The organism is Pedobacter frigoris (genome assembly GCF_032678645.1).
GTDB lineage: Bacteria > Bacteroidota > Bacteroidia > Sphingobacteriales > Sphingobacteriaceae > Pedobacter > Pedobacter frigoris_A.
This window is the reverse complement of the sequence record NZ_JAVTSP010000001.1, coordinates 495,145-514,547: the sequence shown is the minus strand read 5'-3', so window position 1 is coordinate 514,547 and position 19,403 is coordinate 495,145. Positions and strand designations below refer to the sequence as shown.

The window sequence follows — 19,403 nt, the reverse complement described above, 5'->3', positions numbered from 1 at the left end:
ACTACATATGGATTGATTTTTATTGATGTATTTTTTCATCAGAGTTATTTAGATAGTGTTTAAAACATATATTTACTCAACTAATTAATTAAACATATGAAATTAAAAGTCTTTTTATTTGCAATGGCCTCTGTATTTATACTAAACACTGCCATCGCACAAACAACTCCGGCACCTGCCGATGAAGTACTTAACGCAGCAATTAAACAAGCTAAAGCGGAAAAGAAAAATGTTTTGGTAATGTTTCACGCATCCTGGTGTGGATGGTGCCATAAAATGGATGCCAGTTTAAAAGACCCGTCAATTAAACCATTTTTTGATAAGAATTATGTTATTGCTGATATAGTAGTTTATGAACACGACGTGGCAAAGAAAAGTCTTGAGAATCCTGGTGCTGCTGAACTGTTAAAAAAATACAACAATGCAGATCAGGGCTTGCCAACATGGCTTGTATTTGACCAGAACAAAAATCTTCTTGCTGATTCGCAAATGAGAGCGGAAGGAGCTGAATTAACATCCAAAGGTGAAAACGTCGGGTGTCCTGCAGCTGAAAAGGAAGTAGCTTATTTCATCAGTACCCTCAAGAAATCATCAAAGATGACAACTAAGGAACTTGATCAAGTTGCGGTTGTCTTTAGAAAAAATGATATTAAGCGAAATTAACAGTTAATAATCTCGCCTCCATTAGGATGCAGGATCTGACCTGTTATATAGCTGGCGTCATCTGACGCCAGAAACACATAACAGGGAGCCACTTCATTTGGCTGGCCAGCTCTTTTTAACGGCACGTCAGAACCAAATTCGGCAACATGATCCGCAGGAAAAGTTGCTGGAATTAATGGTGTCCAGATAGGGCCTGGCGCAACGCCGTTGACCCTGATTCCTTTATCCGCCAGTGAGGCCGACAGGGATCTCACAAAGGCAACTATGGCGCCCTTGGTTGCTGAATAATCTATTAAGTGATCACTACCTCTGTAGGCAGTTACAGAGGTAGTACAAATGATGCTACTCCCTTTCTTCAGATGCTTAAGTGCCTCCTGGGTGATGAAAAAATGTGAAAATATATTTGTTCGGAATGTCTTTTCCAATTGTGATGATTTTATATCTGTTATGTGTTTCTGAGGATACTGAACCGCTGCATTATTTACCACGATATCCAGCTTCCCCAATACCTTAATAGTCTTTTTAACCAAGTCTCGGCAATGCTTTTCTTCGGCTATATCTCCGGCAAGGGCAATTGCTCTCCTCCCAAATGATTCAACAAACGCTACTGTTTCCTTCGCATCACTATGTTCGTTTAAGTAACCGATCACTACATCAGCACCTTCCTGTGCAAAAGCCACAGCTATAGCCCGTCCTATTCCACTATCTCCTCCGGTTATAAGGGCTACTTTGTCTTTCAATTTCAGTCCTGGTTTCTTGGGTAGATATTCCGGTAGGGGAAGCATCTTGCTTTCTATCCCAGGCTGTTTGTTTTGCTTTTGTTTCGGTCTGATCTGCGTCGGCTTTTCTGATTTCATAATGGATTAATTTGTGCTAACCAAAACCGTTAACAATCCGTCTCCGGAAAGTGTTTTATCAAGCCAAATTAAATGTTAGGAAGAATCTGGTAAAATAGAAGTTTTGTGTAATTTTAACAATAAGGTGAAAAATAGTTTTAGCAAATAAAATAAGGCTTATTTATTGATTAATAAGCATTCTTGTTTTTTGTAACAAAATCACTATTTTGCATTCCCGTTTAATCAAATATGAAATCATTACATTTAAATCTTTTTAAACCAAATAACACAATATGAAGCTTAATTATTTAAGGTTAGGAACAACGGCTTTTGTCTGGTTGTTAGGAACTGCGTTTGTGTCTGCTCAGCAACTGGCAGATCAATCGGAAATTAGCCTAAACGACCTCTCTTCGTTTAAAAGTCATGGGAAAACCTGGACTTTAGCCGGTGGGGTTACAGCAAACTTAGCTGAGCAAAATGCGCTAAATCTAACCAAAGGAACAGGAATCCTTGTAAACATTCCTACAAAGAACGACCATGGCTCTGATTTACTTACTATTGGTGAGCATGGAGATCTTGTTTTAGAATTGGATTATCTGATGGCTAAGGGCGCCAATTCAGGTATCTATTTGCAAGGTATCTATGAATTACAACTGGAAGATTCATGGACCGCAACAAAACCATTATCATCTATTAATGGTGGGATCTATGAAAGATGGGACGACTCAAAACCTGAAGGACAAAAAGGCTTTGGTGGTTATGCACCCCGTCAGAATGTATCTAAAGCACCTGGATTATGGCAACACGTTAAAATCGTATTTCTGGCGCCACGGTTTGACGCATCGGGAAACAAAACTGCAAATGCCAGATTTGTATCTGTTGAACTAAACGGAGTCTTAATTCACGATAATATTGAATTATTTGGTCCTACTAGGGGAGCAAATAGTAAAGAAAAAGCCTTCGGTGCTTTACGTTTACAGGGCGACCACGGTGCTGTTGCTTTTAAAAACATCAAAACTTCTAAGGTAAATAATGACCTGCTAAATGGAAAACAAAGAGGTGGTAGCGATGCCGATCCTATCCTGATAGAAGCACCGGTTAACACTATGATCCGCAGCTTTATTGATATCAATGGTGGACCAAGAGTTGTACATGCCATTTCTATCGGCAGCCCTCAGCAAGTTCACTATAGCTATGACCTGGATAACGGTCTTCTTTTTCATGCATGGAGAGGAGACTTCATCGATGCTACACCAATGTGGCATGATAGGGGTAACGGCTCATCTAAACCAAGAGGTGCCGTAACGACATTTATTAAGAAACCTGCACCTACATTGGCGAAATTAGCTGATGCGCAGGCCAGCTGGCCAACCGACACGACTGGTACAGGGTTTAAAACCAAAGGTTATATTTTGGATGCTGAAGACCGTCCAACTTTTACTTACAACGTATATGGTGCTAAAGTTGATGATGCCATCAGGGTTTCAGCAAACGGTGAAGCACTAAATAGAGAAATAGCCATAGATAAGCCATTAGATAATATCTATGCTTTATTGGCTGATGCTGGTAGCATAGAAGAAATTGGAAAAGGCTTATACCTTGTAGATGGCCAGTCATATCTAAAATTTGATGATACCAAAGACAAACCTGTGATCAGGGATGCAAATGGAAGAAAGCAATTAGTAGTTCTTCTGCGCGGTAAATTAAATTATTCAATTTTATTTTAATCGGGATTAGGAGATAAAGATGAAACATACTTTTAAAATGCTGGCAATGCTGGCTTTAAGCTTTAGTACATCGGTGTTTGCTCAGGAAACACCTAAAGAAGAAGATTTTTACAAAATTAATAAGGTTAGAATACCTGAAGGACCAATACTTGAAGTGGGTGGACTGATTACTCTGCCAAATGGGGATCTTGGTATCTCTACAAGAAGGGGAGAAGTGTATGTAGTGGAAAATCCTACTAGTAACAGACCGTATTTTCGCAAGTTTGCTACGGGACTACATGAGATACTTGGTATTGCTTATAAAGATGGCGCCATATATGTCGCTCAGCGTGGGGAATTAACTAAACTCATCGACAAAAATATGGATGGCAAAGCAGACGTCTATGAAACAATCTATGCCTGGCCTTTAAGTGGTCACTATCACGAGTATAGTTTTGGTCCTAAAATAGCACCTGATGGTACATTCTTCGTAAGTGCAAACGTAGCTTTTGGCGATGAGGAGTGGTGGCGTGCAGAAAGCCGTGTACCAATGCGCGGATGGATCATGAACATCACCGAAGATGGTAAAATGACACCATGGGCTCCTGGAGTACGTTCTCCTGCTGGTATAAATGTAATTGACGGACAGCTATTCTATACAGAAAACCAGGGTGACTGGGTGGGTTCTGGTGGTATCTGGAAGGTAAATAAAGGCAGCTTTATGGGACATCCTGCCAGTTTGAAATGGACAAGCAGATCAGATTCTCCAACTAAATTGTCTTCAGATTTCTTCTACTCACAAATTGATGAAAGAAGGATAAAGAATGATAAAGGCAGATACATTAAACCTGAGAACAGGGTGAACGAAGAGTTCAAAACTCTGTTTGAAATGAAAAAGGTATTTCCTGAGTTGAGATTACCTGCGGTATGGCTGCCTTATGGAATCCTGGGTATATCTACTTCTGAGCCAGTTAAAATTCCTGAAGGAACTTTTGGTCCATTTGAAGGCCAGCTTCTTGTAGGAGATCAGGGGATGAGTATCATTTCAAGGGTTTTCATGGAAAAAGTCAACGGTGAGGAGCAAGGTGCTGCGTTTTTATTCAGAACTGGATTCCGCTCAGGAGTATTAAGATTGGCATGGGGCACAGATGGATCGCTATTTGTAGGTGAGACCAACAGGGGATGGGGATCTGCCGGTGATGCCAATGAAGGACTGGAACGCCTGGTTTACAATAACAGCAAGACTCCATTTGAAATGAAAGCTGTAAGGGCTATGCCTGATGGTTTCGAAATTGAGTTTACGCAGCCTGTTGATCAGAAATCAGCTGAAGACCTGGCTTCTTACAACGTAGAAAGCTTTATATACAAATATCACCCAGTTTATGGATCACCTCCGGTAAACAAAGAAACTTTAAAAGTTAAAGGTGTTAAGGTTTCTGCTGATGGATTAAGAGCTAGGATCATTGTTGACAATCTTCGTCAATATTATATCCATACCATTACGGTGGATGGTGTACGTGAAAAAAACAACTTCTACTCGTTGATTCACCCGGTGGCTTATTATACACTAAACAACATTCCTTCTGGTGATAAATTATCAATGACTGAAGTTAGCACCAAAAATTCAGCAAATGCTGCCACAGCTAAAGTGACTCCTGCTGCCCAAAAAGGCCAGGTTACTAAAGCCAAAACAGATGCAGCAATAAAATCAGCTGTAAATAAGGAAAAGGCTGCAAGTACAGCAAAAACAACTGCAGCGGCTCCAACTTATAACCAGGTAAAAGGCTTGCTAACCAGTTACACTTGTCTTGCTTGCCACAATCCAACCAAAAAACAAATTGGTCCGGCGTTCCAGGATGTTGCTAAACGTAAGTATTCAAATGAAAAAATCGTTCAGCTGATACACAATCCTAAACCGGAAAACTGGCCGGGTTATGCAACTGAAATGCCACCTATGCCTCAGGTTACCAAGGCTGATGGATTAAAGATTGCGGCCTGGATCAACTCGCTTAATAAATAGACACTCTTAGAGTCTATTATACAGTTATGAGATTATTTGGCATTTCAATCAGTTTCTGAGTGTTATGCCAAATAATTTTTTATTTTAGCCAATTCAAATAAACCAATATAAACTAATGAGCACACTCCACTTTTACGATTACATTGTATTCTTCGTGTACTTTATAATCGTATCATCCTACGGATTTTGGATTTACTACAAAAAGAAATCCGCAACCAGCGATTCAAAAGATTATTTTTTAGCAGAAGGTTCTTTAACCTGGTGGGCAATTGGTGCCTCACTCATTGCTTCTAATATATCTGCAGAGCAAATGATCGGAATGAGCGGATCGGGCTTTAAACTGGGACTGGCAATTTCAGCATACGAATGGATGGCATCAGCAACATTAATTATTGTTGCCGTATTCTTTATGCCGGTATACCTCAAAAATAAAATCTTTACCATGCCACAGTTCTTAAATCAGCGCTACAATTCTACTGTAGCTATGATCATGGCGGTATTCTGGTTAGCGCTTTATATAGTCGTTAACTTAATGTCAATCCTCTATCTCGGTGCACTTGCCATTAGCGGAATCTCAGGACTGGATATCACCATGTGTATTCTTGGACTGGCCATATTTGCTATTTTTATTACACTGGGAGGTATGAAAGTAATCGGATACACAGATGTTATCCAGGTATTCTTCCTTGTTCTTGGTGGTCTTGTAGCTTCTTATATTGCATTAAATTTAATCTCCGGACAACAGGGTATCGTTAAAGGCTTCGGAATTTTGACAAATGGCGCTTCTGAGCACTTCCACCTGATCTTTAAAAAAGACAATCCAAATTATATGGACCTTCCTGGATTAAGCGTATTGATAGGAGGTATGTGGATAGCTAACTTGAGTTACTGGGGATGTAATCAATACATCACGCAAAGAGCACTTGGTGCTTCTTTACCTGTAGCGAGATCGGGCCTTTTATTTGCTGCTTTTCTAAAAATGTTAATGCCGGTGATCGTAGTGATTCCAGGTATCGCTGTTTATTATATCATTAAAGAAAAAATTCCTGGAATTAGCGGAAGTGATTTGTTGACCGCATCTGGTGTACAAGATCCTAACAAAGCCTATCCGGCACTACTTGGCCTTTTACCGTTGGGACTTAAGGGACTTTCTTTTGCCGCCTTAACTGCTGCAATCGTCGCTTCCCTGGCTGGTAAGGCTAACAGTATCGCCACCATATTTACTTTGGATATTTATAAAAAAGCATTCGACAAAGAAGCAAGTGAAAAAAAACAGGTAAACGTGGGTAAGGTTGCCGTAGTAGTTTCAATGCTCATTGCAGTTGTATTGTCATTAATAGTAGGCGATGCTTTAATGGGTGAAGGAAAACAAGGCTTCCAGTACATTCAGGAATATACAGGTTTTGTATCTCCGGGTATATTTGCCATGTTCATCTTAGGTTTCTTCTGGAAAAAAACCACTTCAAATGCAGCATTATTTGCCACAATAGGTGGTTTTGTAGTTTCAGTAATCCTGAAATTCTTACCGGGATGGATGGATCTATCTTTCTTGAACGAATATGGATGGGCTGTCGCGAATGCAAATGGCGTATTTGAAATTCCATTTATGGACAGGATGCTCATTGTATTTGCTGTTTGTATTATCGGTATGTACTTTATCAGCATTTACGAAAACCGAAAAGGTGTTATTCCTAATGGGCTTGAGGTAGACCCTAAAATGTTTAGAGTAAATACTTCTTTTGCAGTAGGATCATTAATTATAATAGCAATGCTTGTAGCACTTTATACTGCATTCTGGTAGATCAAAGTTAGAATCAATAAAAAAAGGCGATCCCGAACATATCAGGATCGCCTTTTTTTATTGATCTTGTTTTTTAGTATTTAAAAGCTTTTCCACCCACCATCACTTCTTGTTTTGCCTCGTCAAACGTAGCTTTTTCACCTGTTCTTGCAGCAGCATTTGTCATGATATTGGCTATTGAGTGGTAATAACCGGCTTCAACTGGCGCATTCGTTTCTTGTCTGCTCCTGATGCATTCCATCCAGTTGCGCATATGTGCTGAAGTCAGTTTGTCTCCACCCGTGTTTGCTGATGCAGCTACTTTTTCTGCTAAATCGGTAAGTTTTAATTCCGGAAGCAAATTTGGCTGCATATGCATAGCCGAAGCAGCATTGGCTTTTAATCCGCCTTTAGGTGAAACCATATTGGTTATAAGATTCAGTTCACCGCCATTTGAATAGTAGATTTCTGCCGGGTTTTCATCACCATTGTGCATCCTCGATGTAAATACCACCTGGAAACCATTGGCAGGATCGTTTTCTTTGCCATAATCAAACACAGCAGTAGTAGTATCCCAGTTTCTGCGACCATCTTTCCATTGATAAATACCTCCGTTTGCTACTACACTTCTTGGGTGTTTTAAGCCTGTGAACCAATGTACAGTATCAATCTGATGTGACATCCATTGTCCGGGCATTCCTGATGAATAAGGCCAGAATAAACGGTACTCCAAATATTTACGAGGATCCCATTCCTCAAATGGTCTGTTGATCAGGAAACGCTTCCAATCGGTATCTTCCTGCTTCAATTTAGCTACAAGATCTGGTCTGCGCCATCTGCCAGGCTGGTTTACATTCCAGCTTAGCTCCACCATAGTGATGTCTCCAAATTTACCATCTTTGATGAATTGGGAGGCTGCTTTGTAATTGGTGCCGCTTCTGCGTTGCGAACCTATCTGTATAACTTGTTTAGAAGCTTTGATTGCTTTAAGTGCGGCTCTGGCATCGGCCATTGTCTCCGCGAATGGCTTTTCACAGTACACATCACATTTATTCGTCACTGCCTCAATTGCATGTGTAGCATGTTGAAAATCCGCAGTACTTACGATAACTGCATCTATATCTTTTAAACCGTATAACTCATCGTTATTACGGCAAGGGGTAATGTCGTGTCCGAACTTACTTTTAAGATGATCGACACCCAAACCTCTGCGGTAGTTCCATAGGTCAGAAACTGCAACAATATCAAAATTGAGTTCTTTATGATGATTTAGAAAGCTAGGCAAAAGAGAATCTTTAAACCTATCTGAGAAGCCAACTATACCGACTCTTACACGGTCATTGGCACCTATGATATTTCCATAGCTCTTCGCACTCATACCCATGGTTCCAAGGTAAGTGCCTGCCGCGGCGATACCAGCCTGTTTAATAAACTTTCTTCTTGACTCTAGCATAATCTATATCCGTTTAAAGTGTTTTTATTTTTATGCTTCTGAAAAATACCTGATCTCCATGGTCCTGTAATAGGATATGTCCCTTAGGAGCCATTCCAAAATCTTTCCAATCCTTATATTTACTGCCCGCAACAAGCTCTTTAAATTCCGCTGAACCTCTTGTAAACTCAACCACTTTAAAGCCGTTTAACCAGTATTCAATTTTGTTATTTGGAAATACCCTAATCAGCCCTTTGTTCCATTCACCAATTGCTCTTTGAGCATTTGCAATCTTTTTGCTGGCGATCAGGTCATATAAAGACCCCAAAGTGCGGTTGCCGTTCTTTCCTAATTTAGCATCCGGATGTTTGGCATCGTCCAGTATCTGGTATTCAGGACCAATTGCTGAGCCTTTATTTCCTTCTGATAAGGTTACAAAATACTTCACTCCACTATTAGCTCCTTCTGTTAACTTAAAATCAAACTTTAGTTCGAAAGCACTGTATTCCTTCACGGTTACAATATCTCCACCATTAGTCGATTCTGCACCATCGGTTTTTTGCATACTCAACTCTCCGTTACTGATACTCCAGCCTTTTTCCGGGAACTTTGTTTTATACGCACCAATCCAGCCATTACTTGTCTTTCCATCCCATAACAATGAATAGCCTTCTGCTTTCTCTTGCGAAGACACTTCATTTGGTATATTATTTACCACGTAGATATCGTCGTTTTTAGAAGGCTTTAGATTTTCAGTTTGTATCCTGATGTTTTTCCATTTAATCTGCTTACCTGGTTGGTCACTTCCTCCAATTCCATGAACCTGTAGTGCAATGAAACCAGAAGGGGTCATATTATCAACAACATTCGATGTCGGAATTCCATTTACCCATACGCGAATTGAACTGCCTATACATTCCACTCTGTATTTGTTCCATTCATTATTCTTAAATGCAGCTTGCCCTTTCGGATTAATATCCAAAGGGTATAACCATCCTCTGCGTGCTTCATCATAAAGACCACCGCTCCATTTTCTGGCCGAAGGATCTATTTCAACCTGATAGCCATGTACACGGCCATTCTGGTAATCTGCTTTGCTTTCGCTTCTGATCTGTATGCCAGAATTCATAGCGTTGTCCACAAACAAATCAACCTCCAGAATAAAATCACCATAGTTCTTCTCCGTTGTTAAAAATGAGTTTGGTGTATTAGATACAGTAGTACCAACAATCTCGCCGTTTACTACCTCATATTTCGCCTTACCATTCAGCTGTTTCCATCCTTGCAGGTCCTTGCCATTAAAAAGGTTCTGCCACTTTCCAGTTTGAGCTTGCAATGTCAGTGGGGTAGTTCCGAACATTAATGCAGCTAAAACTAATAATCCTGTTTTTTTCATTTGTATATTATGTGCTTAAGTATTTTATTTTTTACTGAAATCTTTAGCCTGTTGATCCAGTTCATCGGCTCTTAAAATCTTACCCGAGGAAACAATGATTCTGTACTTGAAAGTAATAGACTGGCCTGGACTCAGTTTAAGGTTGAGTGTTTCTTTTCCGTTGCTAAAAATCTGTTGTCCCAATGGATTTGCAGCAAACAGGCCATAATCACGTGCATGCCAGTAAGTCGGATACCCTGGATTTTTTTGATGATCTATAATGCTAACAGCGAGTGGCTGACCTTCCTTCTGTCCGTAAAGCATGCACCAATTACCTCTCGTTCCCCATGCTTTAACCCCGGTTATACCTTCACTGGTCAAATAATTGCCATTTGCACCATTTCCGGACGCAGATACTTTCGTAATGTTTCCTTGATTATCTGTAAATTCCTCAACTTTATCGGAGGCAAATTCAAGCTCTTTAGTCAACCTAATCCCTAGCATACCGTCTTTTGCATCTTTAAAGAATACGGAATCTTGTTGCGCCGTTAATGTGGTAATTCTATCTATGGTACGGGAATCTGATGTGCCCGAAAAAACAAAAGCCGTTTGCTCTTTTAACAATACCTTGCCAGCCTGGTTTTCCCAGTTAGCAGAGTAGCTAAGTTTGCCATTATTTTTTCCATTCTCTGTACGCTCCACCGCTACGTTCCTGATCCAGCCGTATTTTGATTTCTTGTCCGCAGGGATATTATAGGAATTATTCCAGAAATCCAGCCCGTTTACACTCTCATAATTCAGCCATAGACCTACATGGTGGGGATGATCTATTCGCTCTCCATCACGTTTTTCCAAAGGGAAACCTCTGGTTATCACTTGTCCGTTTGCAGTGATGATAGGGTAGAGTATTGGCTTTTCCAGATCATTGGGGTAAATAAAACTTGTGAAATGTTTACCTCCAATCATCACCTTTACACTCTTTTCTTTACTGTTGCTTATAAAGGTTACACCTTCACTTTGTGCATGTACATGCAAACTGACAAAGCAACATACCGTAAGCATAAGTTTGTTTTTCATATTTGGGTTTACATATTGGGCTTTTTCAGATCAAAGTTTAGCTAAATATACCTTATCTTAAATATAATCTGTTCAGAAACATGGCTTTTCATAGAGAAAAATTACGAAAACGATTGCGTTATTTTTTATCAAAACTGTTGGAGAAGCCTTATACTTGTACACAGAAAAAAGGTTGATTTTAATGAATCGTAAGCACTTTTTATCATTCCTCATTACAGCGGGTGCAACCACTATGGTAAGCAAGGCTGCATCTGTAGAATCAGCATTTCCTGTAAAACCGTTTCGGATACCACCTTACCTGAAAGAAGGAGATACAATCGGAATTACCAGTCCCGCAAGTTTTATAGGCCTGGAAGAAATCGGACCGGCAGTACAGCTTATCCAAAGCTGGGGCTTCAATACCCAAATTGGCAAAACTATTGGCAAACGTGATTTTATCCTTGGGGGTACAGATATCGAAAGGATTGAGGATTTTCAACTCATGTTAGATAACCCCAATGTAAAAGCCATTATGTGCGCGAGAGGAGGTTATGGAATAGTAAGAATCATAGATCAACTGGACTTTAAACAATTTAAAAAGCATCCTAAATGGATAATAGGTTTTAGTGACATCACACTTTTACACAACCATATTTACGCCAACTTTGGAATTGCATCTGTACATTCTAAAATGTGCAATAGCTTTCCGAAAGTCTGGCAGGAAGCGCTTCCCATGCAAATAGAAACTATTTTATCGATCAAGCAGGTGATCAGTGGTCAACCGGTCAGGTATACGGCGCCCTACAATAGCAATAACCGCATTGGAAGGGCAGAAGGAGTATTAATAGGAGGTAATCTAAGCCTGATCGAGACGGCGGCAGGTACATCTTCTGATATCATTACAGATGGAAAGATCCTTTTTCTGGAAGATACAGAAGAACAGCTCTATAGTTTGGATAGAATGCTTTGGAATCTGAAAAGAAGCGGAAAATTCGATAAATTGAAGGGACTGATTATAGGTGGATTTAAATTAAAACCTGATCCGGAAGGAGATGAGTTTGGAAAAACACTTCAGGATATTATCCTGGAAAAGATAAAAGAATATGATTATCCTGTTTGTTTTGATTTTCCTGTAGGACATCAAATTAATAACTTTGCACTAAAATGCGGAGCACCGCATATACTCAATATAGATCAAAATGGTAGTTCCCTCACATCCATCTAATCGGCCTTCGATATCGCTATCAGAACTTACTGGCAGGATCAGGCAGACTATTGATGAAGTATTTGGGCAAAATACGTTTTGGGTGATTGCAGACATTACAAACTATACGTACAAACCTCAGAGTAATTATCATTATTTTGAACTCGTAGAGAAAGATAAATCATCGTCAAAAATACTGGCTAAAATAGCAGGAAGAGCTTGGGGAAATGCTGCCGTAAATATTACCAATTTTGAACAGACTACCGGACAGAAGTTTAAAAATGACATTAATGTACTCATACAGGTGTCTGTACAATACAATCCATCATTCGGACTCCAGCTCAATCTGATCGACATAGATACGAGCTTTACACTTGGTTTATTTGAACAGCAACGAAAAGATACACTAGCGCGTCTTCTTCTTGAGAATGCCGACTTTATACAAAAGCAAGGCGAACAATATATCACTCGAAATAGTTTACTTCATCTAAATAAAGTCATACAAAGCATTGCAATTATTTCCTCTGATACTTCTGCTGGTTATCTGGATTTTAAACATACTTTAGAAAACAATACCTTTAACTATAAATTTGATATCGACAATTATTTTACCCTGGTACAAGGTGAGGTAAATGCCAAGCAGATCCTTCGAAAAATCATAGAGGTTTTTCAATCTAAAAAGAGTTATGATGCACTGGTGATCATTAGGGGTGGCGGATCACAGATGGATTTTTTGATCTTTGATAACTATGATTTAAGCAGGGCAATTGCCAGATTTCCGATCCCAGTTATAACCGGGATCGGACACCAGAAGAATGAAACGATAGCTGATTTAATGGCTCACACCTCAACAAAAACACCAACTAAAGCAGCAGAATTAATTGTAGCGCATAACCGCGCATTTGAAGAACAAATACTGAATATGCAAAAGGTAATCCTGATTAAAACTTTTCAGATCATTAACCTGCATAAGGATAAATTAGCACACCTCAATCACATCACTATCAATACTACTAAAGAACTTCTGCATAAATACCACAAAAAAATCATAAATCTCTCAACAGCCATTCTCACGAATCCCAAGATCATCATCTCCAACAGGAAAAAAGACCTGACTAACTTGAGTAATAACATTCAATCTTATAGCCGAATATTCTTTGCGAACAAAAGAGGGTACCTTGGACATTTTATCTCGGTGATTAGGCTCATGAGTCCACAAAATATATTAAATAAAGGATTTGCCATCGTTAAGGTCGATGGTAAAATTGTAAGTAATGCAAGCGGCATCGAAACAGGCACAAAGTTGTCTGTGCAATTTACAGACACTGAAATAGATACAATAGTAACAAATAAAAAAACATATAATGGATCAGAATTTAACTTATGAAAGCGCTTATAAAGAACTAACTGAAATCGCTCACGAAATAGAAACGGAATCTGTTTCTGTTGATGTCCTGGCTGAGAAAGTAAAACGCGCTTCTGAATTGATAGAATTCTGTCAGAACAAGTTGAGGGGTACAGAAACCGAGGTAAATAAGATCATAAAACAAATGGAAAATTCTTAATATCTATAACCATTTATTGGTTTTATACCATTCCATTGTTTCATTAAGACCACTTTCCAGATCAAATGCCGGACGATAGTCAAGATCCTTTAAGGCATGATCAATATTACATGCCCAGTTAACAGCCGTGAGTTCAGCCATTTTCTCCCGGTTCAATGTTGGCGTTTCTTTACTATTGGTATACAGGATATCCATTATGGATGCCATTGCAGATACTATAAAAATAGGCAGGTGAAATTTGAATGTTTTTTTATCGAGGGCCTTCCTGGCAAACTTGCCTAATGAATACCTGTCATATACATGGCCATCAGTAACATTATAAGACCGACCAGAGACTTTGCTATTTAGTGCAGAGATAATTACATCTGCCAGGTCTTTCACATAAACAAATGTCAATTGCTGTTTAAAGCTTCCGATATAGGGTTCTATTCCCTGGTTGATGCTTTTAAACAAGATAAAGATATCCTTCTCACGCGGGCCATAAACAGCAGTAGGACGAATTACCACTAAAGGCAAACCTTTAATCTCTTTTAAATACTGCTCAGCTATAAGTTTACTTGAACCATAACTCGTTACTGGATGCCCTTCAGAATCATCCTCAATAACTCCATTTAAATCTTTGCGAGGACCCAGAGCTGCCAGACTACTTACAAATACAAATTTATCCAGTGGAATAGTTGCGACAACGGCCGCTAAAGCCAAGTTTTTGGCGTATCCCGCATTAACTTTATTATAATCATCCGCCGTTTTAGCTTTGGTAATTCCGGCTGCATGAATGATATAGTTATATTGATTTGCTTCAAGCTGGGTTTTTAAAATATCAACTGAACTGTAGTCCAGATCTACATAGGTAATATTAAAAGCTTTTAAATGTGATACATCACTGCTTTTACGTACGGCTGCAAATACTTCTAATCCTGCAGCCAGTGCCTTTTCGATCAGGTGATAACCTACAAAGCCAGTGGCACCGGTGATCAGCACCTTTTTACTCATATAGCTTTTTCGTAAATCCTGTATTTTTTGTACGGATCACCTTTGATGGCAATAATGGCATTGTTTACAAGATCATTATGCTCTAAAGTCCAGCTCGCTTCTGCATATTTCAAACCCTTGGCACGGTAAGCTTTAATGATCCCTCCATAAATACAGGCTTCAATACCCATTTTACGATATCCGTCAACTACGCCCAGAAGCAGAATTCTGATACCCGTTACTTTTTTCTTACCAAACAGAAGCTTGAATATACCAGTTGGGAGTAACCTTCCTTTTTTAATCTTGATCTGAATCTGGTTCATATCAGGAATGGCAGCACCAAAACCAACCAACTTACCTTCATGTTCCGCAACAAGACAAAAATCAGGATCAAGTACTAGTTTTAAATCTTTAGCCTGATAGTCAAATTCTTCGTCATTTAAAGGAACAAAACCCGTATTCTTATCCCAGGCCTTATTATAAACCTCTCGTAGACTTGCAGCTTCCTGTTTGAAATTTTTCATGTTGATCTTACGGATCGTAATGTTATTACGCTTCAGACGATCCTGTAATCTATCCATTAACTTTACTGAACGGTCATCATAATTGTCTCCGGTAAATCTCCATGCAAGCAGGTCAACTTGTTTTGTCAGACCCCAGCCTTCTAAAAGGGTAGGATAATAACTTGCATTATAAGGCATCATTACAACAGGTGGAGAATCAAAACCTTCTATCAATAAACCACATGATTCATTGGTAGAGAAGTTTACCGGTCCCATGATCTTATTTTTTACTCCCTTGTTTCTCAGCCAGTCTGCCGCAGTATCGAGCAACAGGTTAGCTGATTCCTGATCATTGATACAATCAAAAAAACCAAAGAACCCATCACTGGCATTATTCATGGCATTGTGACTGTTATTTAATATTGCCGTGATTCTTCCTATTACCTGATTTCCATCATAAAGCAAAAAACACTGCAATGAAGAGTGTTTATGAAAAGGATGGGTTGTCAAAAGATCGCGTTGTGCAATGAAAAGTTCAGGCACATAATTAGCGTCGTTTTTATACAACTCGTGTGGAAAATCTATGAAAGTGGCTAACTCAGTTTTAGTGCTTACTGCAACTATTTTTTTCATATAGTTACCTGAGTTTTTTTTACTTCTACTTGTTTCGCTGCTGCCGCAATTTTTTCAACAGCCTCTTCAATTTGAGCAAAAGTGTGAGTTGCCATCAATGAGAACCTGATTAAAGAAGCGTCTGAAGGAACAGCAGGAGAGACCACCGGGTTCACAAATATCCCATTCTTACTCAAAATATTGGTGATCATAAAAGTTTTATCATTGTCTCTGATGTAAACCGGGATAATAGGACTGTCAGTATGACCTATATCAAAGCCGGCTTCAAGCAGCAATTTCTTTGCATGGTTAGTATTAGCCCACAACTGATCTATACGCTCTGGCTCAGATTCAATGATATCAAGTGCAGCTATTACACTGGCTACTGCTGATGGTGGCATACTTGCACTAAACATCAATGAACGTGCTCTGTGTTTCACAAACTCAATGGTTTCTTCTGTGCCGGCTATAAATCCGCCCAAGGAAGCTAAAGACTTACTGAAAGTACCCATGATCAGATCTACTTTATCAGTTAAGCCAAAGTGAGATGCAGTACCGGCACCATTCAATCCTATAACGCCCAAACTATGAGCATCATCCATCATGATATTGGCACCAAATTCATCAGCTATCTTCACGATTTCAGGAAGATTTACTAAATCTCCTTCCATACTGAAAATACCGTCTGCTACAATTAGTTTTGCCGACTCTTCAGGTAATCTGCTCAGTTTCTTACGCAAATCATCCATATCATTGTGGGCGTATTTTATAGACCTTGAAAATGACAATCTGCTACCGTCTATGATAGAAGCGTGGTCATACTCATCAAGAATTAAATAATCATTTCTATCCAGCAAACAGGAGATCACACCCAGATTTACCTGAAAACCAGTACTAAAAAGAACCGCAGCCTCTTTGCCAACATAAGCCGCAAGTCTGCGTTCCAGTTCAATATGTATATCTAATGTGCCGTTCAAAAACCTCGAACCTGCGCAGCCTGTACCATATTTATCAACAGCTTGTTTTGCCGCTTCTTTGATTTTTGGATGATTAGTAAGACCCAGATAGGAGTTAGAACCAAACATCAGCACCTTTTTCCCGTCTATTATTACTTCGGTATCCTGTCCTGATTCTATTGCCCGAAAATAAGGATATAACCCTTTCTCTTTAATTGCTGTAGCGTCTTTAAACGCTGCTATCCTATCGTGTAATTTTTTGCGCATGCTAGCTAAGTACTATATGTTTAGATGACAGTGTCGACAATAAAGTCAACATTTATGCCAATAAATAAAACTCCCCAAATCTAAGATCATAAACACAGAAAACAAAACTTGAAGTCTACCAAGTTTGAATATATTAATTTTTAAAATAAAAATTACAATTTACTTATAATTTTCAGCCTTAAATTAAACAACATTCTACGTGTCTTCTTTTTCGAAGCTTAGAAATTCTGACTTATAGGGTATAAAAGTCATAAAAATTTATTTACCAAACAATACCGGCTAATAAAAAAGAAACGGAGATAAATCTTTCGATCTACCCCCGCTAAATTAACGCTCTCATTTGTACAAACGAACTAACCACGTAAATGGTTTTCAGAAATTGAAAATATTTTTTAAAAGAAACAGGGATAGACCTTTTTAGGTGTATCCCTGCTATAATGATGGTTGATCCACCACAGATCAACCTAAACCAAACAAACTGTGACTATAACGGCAAACATTGTGCAAATGTTTTCACAAAAAGAATAAAAAACATTCCCATGACAATAAATGTGCTATATCTATGATAAATACCCCGGTATTGCCAAAATCACTTAATGATTTGATAAAATCATTAAATAAATAATTTTATAATTCGCTTCCTTTGAGAAAGCTAAATATAGACAGGTACGATGTTTACAATACATAACCGTGATCATTTTCAGACATTGCCCGAAAAAGTATTCAAAAATTACTATTCGAGATTATGTGATTTCGCATGTTATCTAAAAAAGGATCAGTACGCTGCTGAAGATGTCGTACAGATGCTTCATCGCACTTCTTGAAAATATTCAACGTTGTAATAAAAAGCCAAAATAGTTTACTCTTTAGATAGAATCCCTCAATAAAAGAATCTCTAAATTTCTTTAAATTGAAATCGGCTTAATTTCAAACATATCACACAAATGAAAATACATAAATTAATACTGCCTGCCTTATTCCTAAGCGGAATTGCAAATGCACAGCAGAACTTCGCAATCCTAAAACCAGGAGAAACCCAGGATCAAATCATTAGTAAAGCGGCTAATATTACACCTAGTCCAAGGCAACTCAGATGGCAGCAACTAGAACTGACTGCCTTCTTTCATTTTGGTGTCAATACATTTTCCAACAGAGAATGGGGTACGGGAAAGGAAGATCCTAAAATATTTAATCCAACAAAACTGGATGCTGACCAATGGGTAAGGGTTACTAAAGAAGCTGGATTCAAACAGGTCATACTGACAGCCAAACACCATGACGGGTTTTGTTTATGGCCAACTAAATCCACAACTCACTCGGTAAAAAGCAGTCCATGGAAAAATGGAAATGGAGATGTAGTCAGGGCAGTAGCTGATGCTTGTAAAAAATATAAAATCGGTTTTGGTATCTATCTCTCTCCCTGGGATATGAATGCACCCTCTTACGGATCTGATGCTTACAATGACTTCTTCATCACTCAGCTAACGGAACTACTCACACAATATGGGAGGGTAGATGAGGTGTGGTTTGACGGAGCAAACGGTGAGGGACCAAATGGTAAAAAGCAGGTTTACGACTTCAACCGCTGGTACACCCACATCCGCAAATTACAGCCTACAGCAACCATCGCTGTTATGGGACCAGATGTAAGGTGGGTTGGTACTGAAACAGGATATGGAAGAGAAACCGAGTGGAGTGTATTACCAGCAAATAACCTGGACCAGAACGCCGTATCGGCAAACTCTCAAACAGAAATGAACATTAAGCCTTCTGGCTATCTGCAAGGCTCTGATATTGGCGGACGGGACAAACTGAAGAACGCAAAAGGACTGGTTTGGTACCCTGCAGAAACAGACGTTTCTATAAGACCAGGCTGGTTTTACCATAAAGCTGAAGACAGCAAAGTAAAGACTCCTGAAAAACTGCTCGACATTTATTACCATTCTGTAGGTAAAAATGGTGTACTGTTGTTGAATATCCCTCCGGATACTGACGGCCTGATTAGTGAAAGTGACGTAGCCAGTTTAAAAGGATGGACGCAATTGAGGGAACAAACGTTCAAAACAAACCTTTTAAAAGGTGCGGCAGTCAAATCGGCAAATGGCATCAATCCAAAAGCGATGCTGGACGATCAATATAAGACCTACTGGACCACCAAAGGAAAAGACAGTACAGCTGTGATCGAGTTAGATCTGAAAGTAACATCAACATTTGATGTCATATCTCTTCAGGAAAACATTACAGTAGGCCAACGTGTAGAAAGATTCAGCCTTGAATACTGGGATGGAAATGCATGGAAAGTCGCCACTAAAGGAACAACAATTGGCTACAAGCGTCTCATAAAATTTGACGCTGTAACAGCAAAAAAAGTAAGGCTCAATATAGAATCGTCGCGACTGAATCCAACACTTTCTCAATTAGGCTTATACAAACAAACCAAATAAGCCCTATCTTGT

General features: G+C 39.1%; 15 protein-coding genes. 8 read left to right on the top strand and 7 right to left on the bottom strand.

The genetic code is table 11. The annotated features are described in order from the left end of the window. Positions 1 to 96 precede the first annotated feature (96 nt). A complete protein-coding gene (locus R2Q78_RS02245; RefSeq protein ID WP_316788477.1) occupies positions 97 to 663 on the top strand; it encodes a thioredoxin family protein in 567 nt (188 codons plus the stop codon). On the opposite strand, the gene R2Q78_RS02240 is transcribed toward R2Q78_RS02245, so the two are convergent. Continuing rightward, positions 660 to 1,520: an SDR family oxidoreductase gene (locus R2Q78_RS02240; RefSeq protein WP_316788475.1), complete on the bottom strand. Its 861-nt coding sequence runs from the start codon at positions 1,518 to 1,520 to the stop codon at positions 660 to 662. The two genes, R2Q78_RS02245 and R2Q78_RS02240, sit on opposite strands and share 4 nt — an antisense overlap. 272 nt (positions 1,521 to 1,792) lie before the next feature. Here R2Q78_RS02240 and R2Q78_RS02235 point away from each other — a divergent pair, with 272 nt between their 5' ends. From R2Q78_RS02235 to R2Q78_RS02225, 3 genes are all read left to right on the top strand, one after another. Next, positions 1,793 to 3,226 carry a DUF1080 domain-containing protein gene (locus tag R2Q78_RS02235; protein WP_316788473.1) on the top strand — a complete coding sequence of 478 codons (1,434 nt, stop codon included), beginning with the start codon at positions 1,793 to 1,795 and terminating at the stop codon, positions 3,224 to 3,226. A gap of 19 nt (positions 3,227 to 3,245) precedes the next feature. Then, positions 3,246 to 5,225 (top strand): hypothetical protein, encoded by a 1,980-nt coding sequence (locus R2Q78_RS02230; protein ID WP_316788471.1) that lies wholly within the window; start codon positions 3,246 to 3,248, stop codon positions 5,223 to 5,225. A 115-nt stretch (positions 5,226 to 5,340) separates the two neighbouring features. After that, positions 5,341 to 7,026: a sodium:solute symporter family transporter gene (locus tag R2Q78_RS02225; protein ID WP_316788469.1), complete on the top strand. Its 1,686-nt coding sequence runs from the start codon at positions 5,341 to 5,343 to the stop codon at positions 7,024 to 7,026. A 73-nt stretch (positions 7,027 to 7,099) separates the two neighbouring features. Here the strand turns inward: R2Q78_RS02225 and R2Q78_RS02220 are convergent, their stop codons facing one another. The 3 genes from R2Q78_RS02220 to R2Q78_RS02210 are packed head-to-tail and all read right to left on the bottom strand — an operon-like array spanning position 7,100 to position 10,889. Then, on the bottom strand, positions 7,100 to 8,458 hold the full coding sequence (locus R2Q78_RS02220) for a Gfo/Idh/MocA family oxidoreductase (protein WP_316788467.1): 1,359 nt from the start codon (positions 8,456 to 8,458) through the stop codon (positions 7,100 to 7,102). A gap of 13 nt (positions 8,459 to 8,471) precedes the next feature. Continuing rightward, complete coding sequence (locus tag R2Q78_RS02215) at positions 8,472 to 9,833, bottom strand: DUF1080 domain-containing protein (RefSeq protein WP_316788465.1); 1,362 nt, start codon at positions 9,831 to 9,833, stop codon at positions 8,472 to 8,474. Between the two features lie 24 nt (positions 9,834 to 9,857). Next, on the bottom strand, positions 9,858 to 10,889 hold the full coding sequence (locus R2Q78_RS02210; protein WP_316788463.1) for a PmoA family protein: 1,032 nt from the start codon (positions 10,887 to 10,889) through the stop codon (positions 9,858 to 9,860). 181 nt (positions 10,890 to 11,070) lie between these two features. Here R2Q78_RS02210 and R2Q78_RS02205 point away from each other — a divergent pair, with 181 nt between their 5' ends. Genes R2Q78_RS02205 through xseB form a run of 3 tightly spaced genes read left to right on the top strand, consistent with a single transcriptional unit; the run spans position 11,071 to position 13,637 of the window. Beyond that, positions 11,071 to 12,093 carry an LD-carboxypeptidase gene (locus R2Q78_RS02205; protein WP_316788461.1) on the top strand — a complete coding sequence of 341 codons (1,023 nt, stop codon included), beginning with the start codon at positions 11,071 to 11,073 and terminating at the stop codon, positions 12,091 to 12,093. Next, the gene (xseA, locus tag R2Q78_RS02200; RefSeq protein ID WP_316788459.1) at positions 12,068 to 13,459 is read left to right on the top strand and encodes an exodeoxyribonuclease VII large subunit; all 1,392 of its coding nucleotides are present in this window, start codon (positions 12,068 to 12,070) and stop codon (positions 13,457 to 13,459) included. The genes R2Q78_RS02205 and xseA overlap by 26 nt, the downstream gene beginning before the upstream one ends. Next, positions 13,437 to 13,637, top strand: coding sequence for an exodeoxyribonuclease VII small subunit (gene xseB / locus R2Q78_RS02195; protein ID WP_316788457.1), 201 nt, complete (start codon positions 13,437 to 13,439; stop codon positions 13,635 to 13,637). Before xseA ends, xseB begins: the two co-directional genes overlap by 23 nt. Positions 13,638 to 13,640: 3 nt before the next feature. Here the strand turns inward: xseB and R2Q78_RS02190 are convergent, their stop codons facing one another. Genes R2Q78_RS02190 through spt form a run of 3 tightly spaced genes read right to left on the bottom strand, consistent with a single transcriptional unit; the run spans position 13,641 to position 16,947 of the window. After that, entirely contained in the window at positions 13,641 to 14,630 is a 990-nt protein-coding gene (locus tag R2Q78_RS02190) for an NAD(P)-dependent oxidoreductase (RefSeq protein ID WP_316788455.1), read from the bottom strand. Then, positions 14,627 to 15,745, bottom strand: coding sequence for a hypothetical protein (locus tag R2Q78_RS02185; protein ID WP_316788454.1), 1,119 nt, complete (start codon positions 15,743 to 15,745; stop codon positions 14,627 to 14,629). Before R2Q78_RS02185 ends, R2Q78_RS02190 begins: the two co-directional genes overlap by 4 nt. Continuing rightward, positions 15,742 to 16,947 (bottom strand): serine palmitoyltransferase, encoded by a 1,206-nt coding sequence (gene spt / locus R2Q78_RS02180; protein ID WP_316788452.1) that lies wholly within the window; start codon positions 16,945 to 16,947, stop codon positions 15,742 to 15,744. Before spt ends, R2Q78_RS02185 begins: the two co-directional genes overlap by 4 nt. A 944-nt stretch (positions 16,948 to 17,891) precedes the next feature. Here spt and R2Q78_RS02175 point away from each other — a divergent pair. Next, positions 17,892 to 19,391, top strand: a complete 1,500-nt coding sequence (locus R2Q78_RS02175) for an alpha-L-fucosidase (protein ID WP_316788449.1) — start codon at positions 17,892 to 17,894, stop codon at positions 19,389 to 19,391. The last annotated feature ends 12 nt before the right edge of the window (positions 19,392 to 19,403 follow it).

What these genes read in the sequence shown, in the direction of transcription:
- R2Q78_RS02175 (WP_316788449.1), top strand. Translation starts at nt 17,892, where the DNA reads ATGAAAATACATAAATTAATACTGCCTGCCTTATTCCTAAGCGGAATT.
- R2Q78_RS02235 (WP_316788473.1), top strand. Translation starts at nt 1,793, where the DNA reads ATGAAGCTTAATTATTTAAGGTTAGGAACAACGGCTTTTGTCTGGTTG.
- xseA (WP_316788459.1), top strand. Translation starts at nt 12,068, where the DNA reads ATGGTAGTTCCCTCACATCCATCTAATCGGCCTTCGATATCGCTATCA.
- R2Q78_RS02190 (WP_316788455.1), bottom strand. Translation starts at nt 14,630, where the DNA reads ATGAGTAAAAAGGTGCTGATCACCGGTGCCACTGGCTTTGTAGGTTAT.
- spt (WP_316788452.1), bottom strand. Translation starts at nt 16,947, where the DNA reads ATGCGCAAAAAATTACACGATAGGATAGCAGCGTTTAAAGACGCTACA.
- R2Q78_RS02215 (WP_316788465.1), bottom strand. Translation starts at nt 9,833, where the DNA reads ATGAAAAAAACAGGATTATTAGTTTTAGCTGCATTAATGTTCGGAACT.
- R2Q78_RS02245 (WP_316788477.1), top strand. Translation starts at nt 97, where the DNA reads ATGAAATTAAAAGTCTTTTTATTTGCAATGGCCTCTGTATTTATACTA.
- R2Q78_RS02220 (WP_316788467.1), bottom strand. Translation starts at nt 8,458, where the DNA reads ATGCTAGAGTCAAGAAGAAAGTTTATTAAACAGGCTGGTATCGCCGCG.
- R2Q78_RS02205 (WP_316788461.1), top strand. Translation starts at nt 11,071, where the DNA reads ATGAATCGTAAGCACTTTTTATCATTCCTCATTACAGCGGGTGCAACC.
- R2Q78_RS02185 (WP_316788454.1), bottom strand. Translation starts at nt 15,745, where the DNA reads ATGAAAAAAATAGTTGCAGTAAGCACTAAAACTGAGTTAGCCACTTTC.
- xseB (WP_316788457.1), top strand. Translation starts at nt 13,437, where the DNA reads ATGGATCAGAATTTAACTTATGAAAGCGCTTATAAAGAACTAACTGAA.
- R2Q78_RS02225 (WP_316788469.1), top strand. Translation starts at nt 5,341, where the DNA reads ATGAGCACACTCCACTTTTACGATTACATTGTATTCTTCGTGTACTTT.
- R2Q78_RS02230 (WP_316788471.1), top strand. Translation starts at nt 3,246, where the DNA reads ATGAAACATACTTTTAAAATGCTGGCAATGCTGGCTTTAAGCTTTAGT.
- R2Q78_RS02210 (WP_316788463.1), bottom strand. Translation starts at nt 10,889, where the DNA reads ATGAAAAACAAACTTATGCTTACGGTATGTTGCTTTGTCAGTTTGCAT.
- R2Q78_RS02240 (WP_316788475.1), bottom strand. Translation starts at nt 1,520, where the DNA reads ATGAAATCAGAAAAGCCGACGCAGATCAGACCGAAACAAAAGCAAAAC.